Source organism: Streptomyces sp. NPDC088147, from assembly GCF_044741565.1.
GTDB lineage: Bacteria > Actinomycetota > Actinomycetes > Streptomycetales > Streptomycetaceae > Streptomyces.
In genome coordinates, this window is sequence record NZ_JBIUSY010000001.1 from 196,598 (window position 1) to 210,527 (window position 13,930).

Here is a 13,930-nt window from a genome sequence, read left to right on the forward strand (position 1 = left end):
GCCATCACGCACCAACTCGTCAGCCCACGGCGTGCCGGGAGCGGCTCATGACGGCGATGCCGACCGTTGCCACAAGGCCGTACAGGGCCGGTGCGAGGAACACGTGCGGCAGCCCGAACATGCCTACGCCGAGGCTGCCGGTCAGCCCGCCGAGGGCGCTGGCGATCGCGGGGGAACTCATGAAGATGGCCGAGGCGGTCGCGACGGCTTCGGGCAGCAGGCGTTGGGCGACGATGATTCCGAGGCCGGCGAAGACACCCCACACGCCGCCCATGAGGATCTGTCCGGCGAACATGCCGGTGGCGCTGCCGGTCAGGGCGAAGCAGAGGTTCGCGACGACGCCGAAGGCGGCGCCGAAGACCATCAGGCGCAGCATGCCGATCCGGCGGGCGACGACCACGGCCACCGGCATGAGGATCAGTTCTATCAAGGGCTGGATGCCGATCACCGCGCCGCTGACCGCCGTCGGCAGGCGCATGTCGTTGTTCATGTAGATCGTCAGATAGCCGTACTTGATCGGCTCCCCCGCGTAGACGAGCACGTACAGCCCGGTGAAGGCCAGCAGGGGCAGCATTTCCCGTATCCCCGGGTGCTGCCCGGGGGTACGGGAACCCGGCGCCTCCGCCGTCCCTTCGGACATGGCCGCGCTCTGTGCGCCGGAGGGCGCCGAGGGGGTACGCGCGAAGCCCATGGGGACGATCTGTGCGAGGGTGCACAGTCCGGTGGCCACGAGCATGGCGCGCGGGCCGGCGGCGGTGGCCAGCAGCGAGCCCGCGACGGGACCCACGATCCATCCGGCCGTCATCGCCATGCGCGCGATCGAGACGATCCCGTCGCCGACGGGGCTGGCGGTGGCCTTCAGATCGTCGTGCAGCGCGGCGAACAACTGGGAGCCGGCGGCACCGGCGAAGGCCAGGACCACCGCGCTGATCACGAACGGCATCCACACCTGGTCCGACACGGCCATCGCGCTCCACCCGAGGAATCCGGCGACGGCGCACAGCCGGAAGAGGCCGAGCCGTTTTCCCGTGCGGTCCGAGCGTGCGCCGATGAGGTATCCGGCGACCGGGGCGGTGATGCTCGTGAGGTAGTAGAGGCCGGCCGTGGTCAGCGAGACATGCAGGTCGTCGACGAGGAACAGGGTGATCTGCGGGGCGGCGGCCGAGGCGCCCAGCCCGGACAGGAACAGCGCGACGGTCGCGCCGCGGTAGAGCGGCGAGCTCCACACCGACCGCATCGCGGACGGACTGCCCGCAACGCTGTCGGCGGCGGGTATTCGTGACACGGCATGCCCCCCGGGAGATCAAACTCAGAACGCCCCACACCGTATCTTCGAACAAACAGAACATCAATAGTGTTCATAACCGCACTCTTGGATCAGATTCCCTGTTCACTCCGGAGCGTGGGACAGGCGCGTCGTCCGATGTCTGTCACAGACCCCGGGCGTCGGGCGGCCGGTGCTCCCCATGTGTGCCGGTGCTCCCCATGTGTGCCGGCGGTCAGTCCTTGATGGTGAATCCCGCCCGCAGCAGCGACTCGTCGCGGGACGACGGACCGACCAGGAGCTCGAAGGCTCCGGCCTCGACGACGCGCTCGCCCCGCGCGTCCACGAGCGTGCAGGCGGCGACCGGCAGATCGATCAGGACCTCACGCGACTCACCTGGCGCGAGCGACACCTGCCGGTAGGCCTTCAGTTCCTTCTCCGCCCACGTCACCGAGGTGACGGTGTCGCTGACATACACCTGCACGGTCTCCAGGACGGGGCGCGGGCCTGTGTTGGAGACCGTGAGCCGCGCGTGGACCGAGTCGCCCGCCCCGAGCTCCGCGGCGGCGATCTCCAGGTCGGCGTACTCGACGGTCGTGTAGCTCAGGCCCTCCCCGAAGGCGAAGGCCGGGCTCTGCGTCAGATCCGCGTAGCGGCTGCCGTGCTGGCCGCGCACCTGGTTGTAGTAGGTGGGCTGCTGCCCGGCGTGGCGGGCGAAGGAGATCGGCAGGCGGCCCGTCGGCTCGACGAGGCCGAGGACCAGTTCGGCAACCGCCCGCCCGCCGAGCATGCCGGGGTTGAACGCGTACACGATCGCCGCGGCGCCGTGCGCGGACGGCGGCAGGACCGGTGGCTTGGAGCTGACGATCACGACCACCAGCGGCTTGCCGGTCGCGGCGAGCGCGTCGAGGAGGGCGACCTGTCCCCCGACCAGTTCCAGAGTCGCCGTCGACCTGCCCTCACCCACCAGTTCGATACGGTCGCCCACGACGGCGACGACGTAATCCGCGGCCTCGGCGTGCGCCACGGCTTCGGCGATCAGCGTCTCGGAAGGCTCCGCGGGGACGACGACCTCGGGGCGGGGCTGCCCGTCGGGGAAGAACGCGCCCTCCGGGTCGGCGTCGACGGTGAGGATGTCCGCGCCGCGGGCGTACGACACGCTCCAGCCCTCGGGGACATGTGCGCGGAAACCGTCGAGCACCGTCGTGATCATCGCGCGCGGCTGGCCGTCGGGGAGCCAGTCGGCCTGGCCGGAGGAGCCGGCCCAGTCGCCGAGCTGGGTCTGCGCGTCATCGGCGTTGGGACCGATGACGGCGACCCTGCGCGGCGCGGTCCCCGCGTCGGCGACGGCCCGTCCTCCGGCACCCGCCTCGAATCCCCCCGCCAGGGGCAGGGTGCCGTCGTTGGTGAGCAGGACGAGCGAGCGGCGGGCCGTCTCCAGGTTCAGGGCGGCGTGCTCCGCGCTGCCGATCACCTCGGCCTGGCGGGCGGGGTCGGGACGGCGCGGCCGCTCGAACAGCCCGAGTTCGAACTTGAGGGTCAGGACGCGGCGGACCGCCTCGTCGATCTCCGCCTCGTCGAGCATGCCCCGCTCGACCGCGTCCTGCGCGCCACCGTAGAACTTCGGCGTCGTCATCACCATGTCGTTGCCCGCGCGGACCGTCGCCGCCGCCGCGTGGGTGTAGTCGCTGTGGATCCGCTGCTCCCACACCATGCGGCCGACGTTGTCCCAGTCGGTCACGAGCGTGCCGGTGTAGCCCCACTCACCGCGCAGCACGTCGTTGAGAAGCCAGTTGTTGACCGTGATCGGGACACCGTCCATGGACTGGTAGCCGAGCATGAACGTACGGCATCCCTCGCGGGCCACCCGTTCGAAGGGAGGCAGGAACCAGGAGCGCAGCTTGCGCCGTGAGATGTCGGCCTCGCTGGCGTCCCGGCCTCCCTGGGTCTCGGAGTATCCCGCGAAGTGCTTGGCGCAGGCGAGGATCGCCGTGGGGTCGGAGAGCCCGTCTCCCTGGTAGCCGCGGACCATGGCGGAGGCCAGCTCGCCGATGAGGAAGGGGTCCTCGCCGAAGGTCTCGCTGACGCGGCCCCATCGCAGGTCGCGTGCGATGCACAGCACAGGTGAGAACGTCCAGTGCACACCGGTCGCCGCCACCTCCACCGCCGTGGCCCTGGCGACCCGTTCGACAAGGGCCGCGTCCCAGGTCGCGGCCATGCCCAGCTGGGTGGGGTAGATCGTCGCGCCCTCCCAGAAGGAGTGTCCGTGGATACAGTCCTCGGCCACCAGCAGCGGGATGCGCAGCCGCGACCGCTCGGTGAGTTCGGCCGCTTCGAGGACGCGTTCCGGCGAGGCGTGGACGACGGAACCCGCGTGCATGTCCGCGACGACGTGCACGCCTTCTTTGGCGTTCAACTGAAGCATCTGGCCGACCTTCTCGGGCAGCGTCATACGGCTGACGAGGTCGTCGACCCGTTCGGTGACGGTCAGAGCGGGGTCGAGGTAGCGCGGGGAGGACGGCACAGGGGTTTCCTTTCACAGCTTTCGGTGAGAGGCGCGGGGAACGGCCCCGCGCACGGGGTTCGTCGGCGGCCGAGCGCGCCGATGGCCCTGCGAGGCGGCCGGCCCGCCGAGGTACGAGTGCCGGACCGTCGAAGCGCCGGGCCATGGGTGCGCCGGGCCGTGGGTGCGCCGGGGCCGGAAGTGAACTCCGGGGCGGCGCGTGGTGTGGCCGGGTCGGTCCGGGGGGTGCGTGTCAGGACCGGGAGCGGGACGCGGTCCCCGCGAACGCGGCCGCCGTCCGTCGTCCCGTGCGGAGAGGCGGGGCGGGGCGCGCTCCGTCACGCACTGGCTGATGCCCGGACGAACGCCGCGCCGGGCGGCACGACGGTACGGGCCCCGGACCGGTCCGCCGGCGGTCCGGCGGCCCGCATGCCCGCGAAGGCCCCGCCGCCGAGCAGCGGCAGGAGCCGGCCGAGCGCGGCGTGACCGGCTCCGGCGCGCTCCTCGATGCCGGGGATGTGTACGCTCCACACCCCCAGGAGGAAGCCGTTCAGGGCGAGGCGGGCTAAGGCGGCCAGTCGGCCGGCCCGTATCTTTCTGTCCACGGCGTAAACGTAACGAACAAGCCCACGTTTCGAAAGGTTGTCTTTCAGACGACAATTGTGTTCAATATGGGTGTGGCTGGCACTGATCGACTGAGGCACATCACCGAAGCTGTACGTGAGGCGGGCCGCGTGGGCGTCGCCGAACTCGCCGAGCTCACCGGGGCGTCGGAGATGACGATCCGCCGCGACCTGGAGGTTCTGGCCGCCCAGGGAGTTCTCGAGCGCTACCGCGGCGGGGCCAGGAGCCTGCTGCTGCGCGGTGAGGAGCCGCCGTTCGCGCTGCGGACCCAGGACGGCCTGGAGAGCAAGCAGCTCATCGCCGCCGAGGCCGCGCGGCTGATCGCGGACGGCGAGTCCGTCGTCATCGACAGCGGCACCACCTGCCTGGAAGTGGCCCGCGTGCTGACGGACCGCCGACTGACCGTGATGCCGCTGTCCCTGCACGCGGTCAACACGCTCACCGGGGCCCCGCAGTTGACGCTGCTGGTGCCCGGAGGCCGGCCGCGACCGGGCGAACTGGCGCTGACCGGCCCGCTGACGCTGGCGTCGCTGGCCGCCCTCCGGTTCGACACGGCGGTGATCGGCTGCTGCGGACTGAACGCCGTGGACGGCCTGACCGCTTACGACCTGGACGACGCCGCCGTCAAACGCGCCGCGATCGCCTCGGCCCGCCGCGTCATCGCCGTCACCGAAGGCGCCAAACTCTCCCGCACCGCCCTGGCCTTCGTCGCTCCCGCGTCCTCCCTCCACGCCCTCGTCACCGATACCGACGCCCCCGGCGATCAGACCGACCACCTGACCGCGGCAGGCGTCGCGGTACACCAGGTCTGACCCCGGGCGGGGCTTCACCGTGCGCGGCACGGGTGCGGCTCCGAACTCCCTGTCCGTCACCCCCTTTGCTCCGCCGTACCGCCGTGCGGCTAGTTTGGGTACAGGACAGATACGCGGGCCCGTGGTGGCAGAGACGCACGGGAGACGGGAGGTCGGGAAGAGTGTCGCTGCGCGCAGGCGATCCAGCCGAGATCGGCGGTTACCCGCTTGAGGCGCGGCTCGGCTCGGGTGGCATGGGCACGGTCTTTCTGGCCCGTACGAGTTCGGGGCGGCCCGTCGCGATCAAGCTGATCCACCAGCACTTCGCGGGGGACGACGAGTTCCGCATCCGTTTCCGGCAGGAGGTGGCGGCCGCGAGGCGGGTGAGCGGCGCGTTCACCGCCGCCGTGGTCGACGCCGCCCCTGAGGCCGAGCAGCCGTGGATGGCGACGACCTATATCGAGGGGCACACGCTCGCCCAGCGCATCGCCGCGAACGGACCGCTGAACGGACCGGAGCTGAGGAAACTCGCCATCGGGCTGGCGGAGGCGCTGCGCGACATCCACCGGGTGGGCGTTGTCCACCGTGACCTGAAGCCCTCGAACGTCGTGCTCTCGCCCGAGGGCCCGCGCGTCATCGACTTCGGCATTTCGCGCGCCGCGGACCAGCAGACGCTGACGATGACAGGACGGGTCATCGGTACGCCGCCGTTCATGTCGCCGGAACAGTTGCAGGCGCCGCGTGGTGTGGGGCCGCGGTCCGATGTCTTCTCCCTGGGGACACTGCTGGTGTACGCGGCGACGGGCCACGGGCCCTTCGACGCGGACAGCCCATACCTGACGGCGTATCAGGTGGTGCACGAGGAGCCGTCGTTGGGCGCCGTGCCGGAGGCTCTGCGCACGGTCGTCGAGTCGTGCCTGGACAAGGATCCCACGGGGCGCCCCTCGGCGGACGAACTCCTCGTGCTGCTGCGGGACCTGTCGGCCGACCTGGGCGGGACCGACACGGACGGAGTCGGCGCGGGCCGCACCCGCGACATGATCACCCAGCATGACTTCGTGGCGCCGGCCACCCCGGCGCCGACAGCCCCGGCGCCGACTGCCCAGGCCGGTCCCGGTACCGGGCGCGCAGGCACCGCCATCGGCCGCCGTCTGCGCGGCCGATGGCGGCCCGTGCTCGCGGCCGCGGTCGCGGTGGTGGCGATCGGCGGAGGAGTCGCCATGCTCCGGACGGGCGGCGTCGGAGGGACCAGCGGCGACGACAAGGGCGGCGACGGTGACAAGGGCAGCAGCGCCGCGGCGCCGGGTGCCGCGCTTCCGAACGGCTTCGAGCCGTGGCGCGAGACCGTGCCCGGCGGTCGCGAGGACATCCCCGACGAGCTGCGCTGCGTCGCGCGCGACGACGCGCTGTTCTGCGGGGGCGGCAGTGTTGTCGCGACCCGTATCAGGGCCCAGGACGGCTCGCGGGTGTGGACGGCGAAGAGTCCGGGCGTCCCCGTCCAGGGCATGCACCTGGTGGGCGCCACCGACGACACGGTGCTCGGTTACCGCTTCGCCGCCGAGGACGCCCCGCAGGACCCTTCCAGCGAGGTGGTGGCCGTCGACGCGAACACCGGCCGGGAGCTGTGGTCCGTGCCGACCGGCGCCCAGTCGATGGCCGTCACGGGCCGCACTCAGGACGCCCTCGTGGTCGGCTCCGCCGTCGTGACGGTCGACGCTTCCAACTCCCGCTTCGAGGCCCGGGACGCGCGCAGCGGTGAGGTCGCCTGGAAGAGGCCGTTCCCCGCGGGTACGCAGTGCGCTCCCGTCCCGGTGGGCGCCCAGCTCTTCGCGATGTGCGCGACGGATACGGAGGTGGACGCCCTGGAGGTGCGCCACCCCGCCCTGTACCCGGTCGACCGCGGCTCGGGGGCACTGGGCAGGCCCATCGCGGTCGACGGCCCCGCCGTGCCGATGGGCGTCGCCGACGGCAGGCTCGTACTCCTCCTGGGACGCATGGAGGGAACGGCGCTGGCCGGGTACGACGGGGTGGCGCGGGTCGACCCGGCCTCGGGGAAGGTCACGTACTCGCGGCTGGACAGGACATACGCGGGGACGCCCGGCATGGCGGGCGGCGCGGTCTACATGAGCGGGCAGACCGGTCTCGTCACGGCGTTCGACCCCGCGACCGGCCGGAAGAAGTGGTCGCGGCAGACGGGCGTGGAGGGCGCGTCGGGCCCCGCGGCGGGAGCCGACGCGCTGTATTTCAGCTCGGCCACAGGCCGGGTGGTCGCGCTGTCGCCGCACGACGGAAGAACTCTGTGGACCACAGATCCGCAGGCCGAGGGTCTGACGGGCGCGGAGAACGCGAGCCCGCGCGTGACCGTCGTGGGCCGCGCGTTGATCGTGGCCGCGGACAAGAACACCGTCTTCGCCTTCGACGCGCAGAAGCCGCCGAAGTCGGGCTGACTCCGGCGGCAGCGACGAACTCCGCCGCCGGCGTCCTGCGCCCGCTTCGGGACCCTGAGGCGCCGGAGCTGGACGAGGACGAGACCGGCTGGGAGTGAGTCGGGGCCGTCGCTGCCCGCGTCTCCATGGGCTGTCGCCCGGTCACTCAGAGGAGTGCGCCGCCGGAGACCTCGATGCGCTGGGCGGTGACCCAGCGCAGGCCCTCGGCGGCCAGCGTGGCGATGGCGTCGCCGATCTCCTCAGGTTCGCCGACGCGGCCGAGCGCGGTCTGTCCGGCCAGAACCTGGCGCATCCCGGCGTCGTCCCGCATCGCTCCGCCGTTGAAGTCGGTGGCGGTCGGCCCCGGGGCGATGGAGTTGACCCGGATTCCGCGCGGGCCGAGTTCTGCGGCGAGGGTACGGCTCAGGGCTTCGACGGCGGCCTTCGAGGCGGAGTAGACCGAGGTGGCGGGGCTGGTGTGGCGGGTCAGTGACGTCGAGACGTTGATGACGCGGCCGCCTCGGGTCAGCAGCGGCACCAGTGACTGGATGAGGAAGAACGTGCCCCGGACGTTGGTGCCCATCACCGTGTCGAAGTCGTCGACCGTGACGTCCTCCAGCGGTCCGAAGATCCCCACTCCCGCGTTGTTGACCAGGATGTCGAGCCGCGAAGTACCCCAGCGCTCCAGTTGCTCGCCCAGTTCGGAGGTGAAGGACGCGAAAGAGGAGACGTCGCTGATGTCGAGCCGGAGAACAGCGGCAGTCCCACCCACCGCCTGCACCTGTTCCACCGTCTTCTCCGCCCCGGCCGCATCACCGCGGTGGGTGACCACGACCCGCACCCCACGTATGGCCAGAGCGATGGCCGCGCTGCGCCCGAGGCCGCGATTCGCACCGGTCACCAGAGCGATCTTGTCGATCGTCATGAACTGTTCCTCCACCGCGCGGCTACCGGAATGCACTCGGCGCCGCAGATAGGAGGCGAGTCACTCGACTCGCCTTGTTCTCGTACCGTAAGCAGGGCCGTCGAGGCGAGTCAAGTGACTCGCCTCGGGTCTGCGGCATACTGTCCGCATGGCAGCAGAACTCTCCGCACACCACCGCAGACTCGCTCAGCAGAAACGCGAGGCGATCACCACCGCGGCCACAGAACTGTTCTTGGATCGCGGCTACGACGGCACCTCACTGGCCCGGATCGCCGAAGCGGCCGGGGTCTCGAAGTCGACCTTGTTCAAGCGGTTCCCCACCAAGGCGGCCCTCTTCGAGGCCATCGTCACCGAGTCCTGGCAGCGTGACGCGGGCGACGCTGCCGCGCGGCCACAGACCGGAGATCTGCGCTCCGGGCTGACAGCCATCGGCCACCGCTATGCCGACCTGGTCGGCCGGCCCGGCATGACAGCTCTGTTCCGGATCGTCATCGCCGAACTGCCTCGTTTCCCCGAACTGGGACGGATGCAGTTCCAGCTCGGCAAACTGCCCTACTTCACCTCCGTTCAGCACTACTTGGAATCCGAGCACGAGGCGGGCAACGCCGATGTCCCGGACGCGGTGAGCGCCGCGAACCAGTTCCTCGGCATGATCGCCAACTACGTCCTGTGGCCCCGCATGCTGCTGACCGACTGGAACCCCGCGGCCTCCGACATCCACGACGCCGTCGAACAGGCCGTCCAGACCATGCTCGCCAGATACACCCCGACCCGCCGGCCTGACCCGAAGCCGGAACGTTGACACTGGCGCGCCATGTTCCACGTCCGCGGCGCGATCCGGACGGCCGTCGCCGACCTTCTGCCCGGTCACACCGGCGTCGAGGAGGACATCCCCGCCCCGGAGTTTCCGGTCACCGGCGACATGCCGGGCAGGTCGCCGACTTCCTTCGCTCGGCGGACCTGGAGCCTGCCAATGCTCCCCGAGGCCGGGTGAGGACCGGCCGCACCTCAGGCTGTTATGCCGGCTGACTCTCCGTCCCCTGGCTCATACACGCAGCCGATGGAGACAGCACTGATACTCGGCGGCAGCGGGGTCGCGCTGCTTTTCTTGACCATCTTCACCGCGCTGCTGCTGTGCGGGCGCCGAGTGCGGCGCGGCCGGAAGTTCGGCCGCTACCCATACCGTGCCAAGCCCAACGGCACCTATGACTACTCGTCGATGGGCGGTCCCCACTGAGCTACCCGCAGGCTGGTTGAGTGGCTGTCAGCCCTTCTTGCAGCCGGTTCGAGCAGTTCGTTCACCCTCCGTGCCGGCCGGAGTTCGCGCCTGCCCGGCGCGTTGCACGACAGCGGTCAGCCTCTGATGAGGGATGCCCCGCGCTCGGCGATGGCGTAGACGGTCGCGTTGATGTTCGCGGAGACAATGGTGGGCATGACGGAGGCGTCGATCACCCGCAGTGCGCCGATTCCCCGCACGCTCAGGTCGGTGTCCACGACGGCCATGTCGTCCGTACCCATGCGACAGGTTCCCACTTGGTGGGAGTAGGTGCGCAGGCTCTTGCACAGGTAGTGGTGCACATCCTCCACGGTCTGTACGCCGGGGCCGGGCAGTACTTCCTCGCCGCGCCAGGGTTCCAGGGCCTGCCCCTGGCCGATGGCGCGCGCGATCCGGAGGCCGGCGGCCATCACGTCGAGGTCGCGGGGGTCGCCGTAGTAGTCGGGGTCCAGGAAGGGCGCAGTCGCGGGGCCGTTGGTGGCCAGACGGATCCTGCCCCTGCTCCGCGGGGTGACCCCGGAGAAGGCGAGGGAGTAGCCCTGGCCCGGCACCGGCAGCTCCGGAGGCAGCGTCGGCGCGTAGTAGGGAATCTCCACCAACTGGACCTGGAGATCAGGGTTCCGCACGGAGTCGTCGCTGCGGATCAGACCGATCACCTCGGCGTGATTGGCCTCCGTCTGCGGGATGGGCCGTACCGCGCTGTAGACGACGGTCGAGCGAGGGTGGTCCTGAAGGTTCTCCCCGACGCCGGGCAGGTCCAGCACGGGGGTGATCCCGACCTCGCGCAGATGGGACGCGGGCCCGATACCGGACAGCATGAGCAACTGGGCGGAGCCGACGGTGCCCGCGCTGAGCAGCACCTCGCCCTGGCAGCGCACCGTGAAGACCTCGGTACCCACGCCGTACTCGACGCCCGTGCAGCGCCCGCCCTCCACCAGCACGCGGCGGACCAGTGCATCCGTGACCACATCCAGGTTGGGCCTGTCGAGCGCCGGGGCGAGGTAGGCGTCCGCGGAAGACTGCCTGAGCCCCCGCACGATGTTCAGATCCGACCAGCCGAAACCAGTCTCCAGCCCGCTGTTGATGTCGGCCACCACCGGATAACCGGCCTCGGCCGCGGCTGCCAGCGTCGCCTCGGCCAACGCGAGGTGTGACGACGCCGGGGCCACCGTCAGAGGCCCCTCCGTGCCCCGCACGGCCGGATCCCGTCCCGGGGCTCTCTCGCTCCGTCGCATGAACGGCAGCAGGTCGTCGAAGCCCCAGCCTTCCGCGCCCGCGTCCGGCCAGGCGTCGTAACTGGACCGGTGGCCCCGGAGGAAACACATCCCGTTGATCGCGGAGGAACCTCCCAGCACGCGCCCGCGCGGCCATGGAATGCTCGCGCCCGTCGCGGCCTGCACCACGGTGGATCCCGCCCAGTCCACGCTGCTTCCCTGGAGACCGCGTGTCCACACCGAGGGCATCCGCACGGCGGCGGGGGGCTGCCCGCCCGCTTCCAGCAGCAGCACACGCGCCGCGCCGCCCTCCGACAACCGCGCGGCCAGCACACAACCCGCCGTTCCGGCGCCCACCACGATGAAGTCGTACTCCGCGACATCCGCCATGCCATATCCGCCCACTCGTGAGGAAACCGCACACAAGCCTCACAAATGATTCAACTACAACCTATGACATCGGGCAGTGTGCGGCCCACGCGCCTAAGCTCGAACACATCAGTGGAGGCTCTCCGAGAGGACGATCGTGATGAGCGGCGAGCGCATCCTCGTCGTAGGCGCCGGTGCCACCGGTGGGTACTTCGGCGCCCGCCTGGTCCAGGCGGGCCGTGACGTCACCTTCCTGCTCCGCCCCGCGCGCGCCGAACACCTGCGCACGCACGGCCTGCGGCTGGTCACGCCGGACGAGGACCTGACACTGTCCCCCACGGTGGTGACCGCGGACAGGCTCGACGGCCCGTTCGGCCTCATCCTGCTGACCACCCGCGCGGACGCCGTCGCCGAGGTGGCCGATCAACTCGCCGTCGCCGTCGGCCCCGGGACACGGATTCTGCCGTTGCTCAACGGTGTCGCTCACATCGATGTGCTGACCGGGCGGTTCGGAACGAGCGCGGTGCTCGGCGGTGTGGCCATGATCGCCGCCGCCCTCCGGTCCGACGGCGCCGTCGCGCAGCTGAACCCCACCGCGTCCCTCACGGTCGGCGGCCTCGACGGCACGCGGCCCACCACCGTCGCCGGCCTCCTCGACGTCGACGGCATCGCTGTCTCCCTGAGCACGGACATCCTCGGTGAGATGTGGCGCAAGTGGTTCTTCATCGTCTCCATCACCGCGCTCACCACACTGATGAACGCGCCTGTGGGCGAGATCGTCGCCGTGCCGGGAGGTGCCGGCATCGCCCGCGCCATCGTCGCGGAGGCCGCCGCCGTCAGCTCCGCGGCCGGGCATCCGCAGAGCGACGACGCGATCACCTCCGTGGAAGAGGCCGCCACCCAGCCCGGTTCCCCGCTCACGACCTCCGTCTACCGCGACCTGACCGCCGGGCGGCCGACCGAAGTCGAGCCGATGCTGGGCGCCTTCCTCGACCAGGCCCGTCGCTCCGGCACGCCCACGCCCTGCCTCGACGCCGCGACCACTCGCCTGCGCGTCTACGAACACCTGCGTACCGCCACGGCGTGACGCTGGTCCTGCCACAGGGACGGACCGGGTACGCCAAGGACAGGGCCGGGATGGCCGGCCACTTCGTCGGTGGACGGGGTGATCCGTGTCAGGACGATGCCGCCTCCGCGTCGCCGATGACATCGGACCGGGCATCGGGAACGGTCACGGCCCAGGCCGCCATGGCGTTCAGGACGTCGTGCAGCCCTTCGCCGAGGGGGGTGAGGCGGTATTCGACGCGTGGGGGGATCTGCGCGTAGGCGGTGCGCGTGACGATGCCGTGGGTCTCGAACTGGCGCAGTCGGCTGGTGAGGGTGTGCGGGCTGATGCCGGGCAGGGCGGCGCGCAGTTCGGTGAAACGGCGGGGACCGTGCAGGAGTTCACGCACGATGAGGGTGGCCCACGGCCCGTTGAGCAGGGTGAGAAACCGGGCGACACCGCACTCGGGCAGGCGGGAGTTGGTCATTTTCCGACGATAGCCCATTAGTGCAGTTGATGTAACTGGTGCACCCCATGCACTAATGGGGCCATGACTTATGTGATTCACGGCGCGACCGGCGCCCAGGGTGCCCCTGTTGCCGCGGCTCTGGCCGCTGCGGGCAAGAAGGTCATCGCTGTCACCCGCAGCGCTGACACTGTGGTGAGCGGCGCCCGGGTGGTTGTCGCGGACTATGCGTCCACAGCGGAACTGACACGGGCCTACCGTGACGCCGAGGCGGTGTTCGTACATCTGCCACTGGCCTCCGAGGACGACCGCCGGGCCTACGCGCGCCATATCGCCGACGCCGTCCGTGCCGCCGGGACGGCGCGCGTGGTGTTCTCGACCAGTGGTTCGCCGCTTGCCCCCGCTGACGGCGGCGATCCGGATGGTCGGGCCGGGAACGCGGTCGCGACGCTGGCGGGCGGCCTGGCGGACAGCGGAGTGTCCCACGCGGTGATCGCGCCCACGCTGTTCCTGGAGAACCTGCTCATGCCGCATATCGTGGAGGCGGTGCGCGAACGGGGCGTACTGCCCTACCCGATGCGGGCCGGCTTCCCCGTGTCGTGGGCGTCACACCTGGACGTCGCCGATGTCGCGGTCGCTCTGCTGGAGCGGCCGGAGGTCACCGGAGTGGTGTCCGTAGGGCAGTCCCCGGCGATCACGGCGCCGGATCTGGCCGAGGCGTTCGGTGCCCGGCTCGGGCGGCGCGTGCGCTTCGAGAAGGTCACCCCCGAGGACTTCCGCGCCTCCGTCGCGCCGCTCATCGGAGAAGGCGCCGCCGCCGATGTCGCTGACCTGTACAGGGCTCTCGACACGCTCCCGGAGTATGCGATCGCCCTCGAACACTCGGCCCAGAAGCTGCTGGGCATCACCCCCCGGACCGCGAGCCGGTGGCTGGAGGACATCGGTTTCTGACCGGCCGCGTTCCCGGTGCCCTGCGCCGCGGCCCCGATCGGCGCCCTCCTGGGTCCGGCCTCCCGGGTCCGGCCTC

General features: G+C 70.9%; 13 protein-coding genes. 7 read left to right on the forward strand and 6 right to left on the reverse strand.

Features of this window, described 5'->3' with window-relative positions:
• Positions 1-19: 19 nt before the first annotated feature.
• The 3 genes from ACIOGX_RS01060 to ACIOGX_RS01070 form a co-directional block, all read right to left on the reverse strand.
• Positions 20-1,285, reverse strand: coding sequence for an MFS transporter (locus ACIOGX_RS01060; RefSeq protein WP_401909099.1), 1,266 nt, complete (start codon positions 1,283-1,285; stop codon positions 20-22).
• 214 nt (positions 1,286-1,499) lie between these two features.
• A complete protein-coding gene (locus tag ACIOGX_RS01065) occupies positions 1,500-3,788 on the reverse strand; it encodes a glycoside hydrolase family 3 N-terminal domain-containing protein (RefSeq protein ID WP_401758512.1) in 2,289 nt (762 codons plus the stop codon).
• Positions 3,789-4,105: 317 nt separating this feature from the next.
• Complete coding sequence (locus ACIOGX_RS01070; RefSeq protein WP_356513068.1) at positions 4,106-4,372, reverse strand: hypothetical protein; 267 nt, start codon at positions 4,370-4,372, stop codon at positions 4,106-4,108.
• A gap of 72 nt (positions 4,373-4,444) precedes the next feature.
• On the opposite strand from ACIOGX_RS01070, the gene ACIOGX_RS01075 reads away from it, so the two are divergent.
• Entirely contained in the window at positions 4,445-5,203 is a 759-nt protein-coding gene (locus ACIOGX_RS01075) for a DeoR/GlpR family DNA-binding transcription regulator (RefSeq protein WP_356513070.1), read from the forward strand.
• A 161-nt stretch (positions 5,204-5,364) separates the two neighbouring features.
• Positions 5,365-7,629 (forward strand): serine/threonine-protein kinase, encoded by a 2,265-nt coding sequence (locus ACIOGX_RS01080; RefSeq protein ID WP_401909102.1) that lies wholly within the window; start codon positions 5,365-5,367, stop codon positions 7,627-7,629.
• A gap of 145 nt (positions 7,630-7,774) precedes the next feature.
• Here ACIOGX_RS01080 and ACIOGX_RS01085 read toward each other — a convergent pair whose 3' ends face one another.
• Positions 7,775-8,533: an SDR family NAD(P)-dependent oxidoreductase gene (locus tag ACIOGX_RS01085; RefSeq protein ID WP_401909105.1), complete on the reverse strand. Its 759-nt coding sequence runs from the start codon at positions 8,531-8,533 to the stop codon at positions 7,775-7,777.
• A 148-nt stretch (positions 8,534-8,681) separates the two neighbouring features.
• Between ACIOGX_RS01085 and ACIOGX_RS01090 the strand changes: the two genes are divergently transcribed.
• From ACIOGX_RS01090 to ACIOGX_RS01100, 3 genes are all read left to right on the forward strand, one after another.
• The gene (locus ACIOGX_RS01090) at positions 8,682-9,335 is read left to right on the forward strand and encodes a TetR/AcrR family transcriptional regulator (RefSeq protein WP_356513075.1); all 654 of its coding nucleotides are present in this window, start codon (positions 8,682-8,684) and stop codon (positions 9,333-9,335) included.
• A gap of 12 nt (positions 9,336-9,347) precedes the next feature.
• Positions 9,348-9,527 carry a hypothetical protein gene (locus ACIOGX_RS01095; RefSeq protein WP_401909107.1) on the forward strand — a complete coding sequence of 60 codons (180 nt, stop codon included), beginning with the start codon at positions 9,348-9,350 and terminating at the stop codon, positions 9,525-9,527.
• 66 nt (positions 9,528-9,593) lie between these two features.
• On the forward strand, positions 9,594-9,770 hold the full coding sequence (locus tag ACIOGX_RS01100) for a hypothetical protein (protein WP_401909110.1): 177 nt from the start codon (positions 9,594-9,596) through the stop codon (positions 9,768-9,770).
• A 116-nt stretch (positions 9,771-9,886) separates the two neighbouring features.
• On the opposite strand, the gene ACIOGX_RS01105 is transcribed toward ACIOGX_RS01100, so the two are convergent.
• The gene (locus ACIOGX_RS01105) at positions 9,887-11,413 is read right to left on the reverse strand and encodes a GMC family oxidoreductase (protein ID WP_401909112.1); all 1,527 of its coding nucleotides are present in this window, start codon (positions 11,411-11,413) and stop codon (positions 9,887-9,889) included.
• Between the two features lie 139 nt (positions 11,414-11,552).
• Here ACIOGX_RS01105 and ACIOGX_RS01110 point away from each other — a divergent pair, with 139 nt between their 5' ends.
• Positions 11,553-12,479, forward strand: coding sequence for a 2-dehydropantoate 2-reductase (locus ACIOGX_RS01110; RefSeq protein WP_356513083.1), 927 nt, complete (start codon positions 11,553-11,555; stop codon positions 12,477-12,479).
• 88 nt (positions 12,480-12,567) lie between these two features.
• Here the strand turns inward: ACIOGX_RS01110 and ACIOGX_RS01115 are convergent, their stop codons facing one another.
• Positions 12,568-12,924 carry a helix-turn-helix domain-containing protein gene (locus ACIOGX_RS01115; protein WP_356513085.1) on the reverse strand — a complete coding sequence of 119 codons (357 nt, stop codon included), beginning with the start codon at positions 12,922-12,924 and terminating at the stop codon, positions 12,568-12,570.
• Positions 12,925-12,987: 63 nt separating this feature from the next.
• Between ACIOGX_RS01115 and ACIOGX_RS01120 the strand changes: the two genes are divergently transcribed.
• On the forward strand, positions 12,988-13,854 hold the full coding sequence (locus ACIOGX_RS01120) for an NmrA family NAD(P)-binding protein (protein WP_401909116.1): 867 nt from the start codon (positions 12,988-12,990) through the stop codon (positions 13,852-13,854).
• Positions 13,855-13,930: the final 76 nt, after the last annotated feature.

Coding starts and splice junctions, on each gene's coding strand:
- ACIOGX_RS01085 (WP_401909105.1), bottom strand. CDS start 8,533: ATGACGATCGACAAGATCGCTCTGGTGACCGGTGCGAATCGCGGCCTC.
- ACIOGX_RS01090 (WP_356513075.1), top strand. CDS start 8,682: ATGGCAGCAGAACTCTCCGCACACCACCGCAGACTCGCTCAGCAGAAA.
- ACIOGX_RS01095 (WP_401909107.1), top strand. CDS start 9,348: ATGTTCCACGTCCGCGGCGCGATCCGGACGGCCGTCGCCGACCTTCTG.
- ACIOGX_RS01100 (WP_401909110.1), top strand. CDS start 9,594: ATGGAGACAGCACTGATACTCGGCGGCAGCGGGGTCGCGCTGCTTTTC.
- ACIOGX_RS01105 (WP_401909112.1), bottom strand. CDS start 11,413: ATGGCGGATGTCGCGGAGTACGACTTCATCGTGGTGGGCGCCGGAACG.
- ACIOGX_RS01110 (WP_356513083.1), top strand. CDS start 11,553: ATGAGCGGCGAGCGCATCCTCGTCGTAGGCGCCGGTGCCACCGGTGGG.
- ACIOGX_RS01115 (WP_356513085.1), bottom strand. CDS start 12,924: ATGACCAACTCCCGCCTGCCCGAGTGCGGTGTCGCCCGGTTTCTCACC.
- ACIOGX_RS01120 (WP_401909116.1), top strand. CDS start 12,988: ATGACTTATGTGATTCACGGCGCGACCGGCGCCCAGGGTGCCCCTGTT.